Here is a 1,409-nt window from a genome sequence, read left to right as displayed (position 1 = left end):
AGACGTTCGGTTCGGACCTGATGGCGGCGGTCGCCGCTGCGGATGTCGTGGAGTTCGGTCGTTCGCCAGAGGTGAGTCTGCTGGATCAGGGCGCCCTCGACGCCGCGGGCGGGCGCCACCTCTGGGCGTCCGGGACCGAGCGCGAACACGTGTTCGTCGGACTTGCCCGGCCCGGGTCCGACCCGATGCCGACGAGGGGAGTCGCCAAGCGGGCGGACGCTGGGTTACGCGTGGACGCCGACGGCATGACGGGGGGCGTCTTCGAGGACATCAGCGGGCCCGATCCCGTCCTGGACGACGAGCCGGGTACTGCTGCGGCCCAGGCACCGAAGTACGCGGGGCTCGATGAGATCGATCAGCAACTGCGCGGTGATTGGCCCGCCCAGCCGCTGGCTCAACGGCTGCCCGGGTTCACCGTCGATCCTGAGCACGAGCAGTTGATTGTCTTCCGCAGAGGGGCATTTGACGAGAAGCACGTCCAGCACACCTTCGGCTTCCTGCCGGAGGGGTTGTGGTCGATGTCCCTGCGATACCTGACCTACGATCCCAAACAGTCGTTGCAGGTCGAGGCGCAGAGCGTCGCCTTCGGACGATGGCTGGCCGAGCGGTCGTTCGGCGGTCCGCTCGTCGGTCCGGCAGCCACACTGGGCGGCTACGGCACATTGCTCTACACCCTCAACTTCGGCCAGATGTCGTTGTACCTGCCCCATGGGCACAAGAGGGGCAAGGGTGCCATTGGCTTGGTTCCGCGCCAGCCACTCGCACGCGTATACAACGGGCTGCCGGATGAACTCCGGATGGTGCTCGAGGTCGACCGGCCGATTGTGGAGGAGCAGCTGGCCTCCTGGTACCGGCAAAAGCACCCTGTGCTCCACAAAACGATCATCGACGAGCGCGGAGGCTCGCCTGAACTGAGTGCGCTGCTGCCTGATCGCAACTATTCGTTGCGGCAGTACCTCCGGACCGGCCTGGACCCGAACCCGGACGTGTCGATCTCGCCATGGGACGCCTGGCGGATCCACACCGCACTTGCAGACCTCGACCAGCTGAAGCATGCCGCACTGATCGGGATGGAGTTCCGCGTACTCGTCGACCGACTCGGGTCGCTGGGTAGCCAGATGGCGTCCATGCAGTACAAGGCGGATCATGGCTTCTGGCGGGTGGTTGCGCGCCGTGTCTACCGGGATGTGGTGGACCGCCGGGTCGTGGTGAATGCGGCCTCGTACATCCCGGATGACCTGGATGTGATGGCGGCCGAATTGCGGGCGCTGGCCGAGCGGCGGGGTGAGGCGGCGGGCCTGCCAGGCGCCACGTGGCGGGGCGCGGCGGCGTTGCTGGTGCCGTTGGGTGAGGCGGCGTCTGAGGCGGGGTTGGCGAGGGATGGGTCGCGGTTGGACCTGTCGTTGTTG

1 protein-coding gene is annotated in these 1,409 nt (G+C 67.0%); it reads left to right on the top strand.

What is annotated here, in order from left to right:
* The coding region (locus AB0G14_RS35730; protein WP_357705239.1) for a hypothetical protein at window positions 1-1,409 on the top strand (1,409 nt) is incomplete at both ends.

The sequence above is a fragment of the Micromonospora sp. NPDC023814 genome (assembly GCF_040639595.1).
Classification (GTDB): domain Bacteria; phylum Actinomycetota; class Actinomycetes; order Mycobacteriales; family Micromonosporaceae; genus Micromonospora.
Note: the sequence above shows the minus strand (reverse complement) of the source record. Positions and strands in the feature narration are given on the sequence as shown.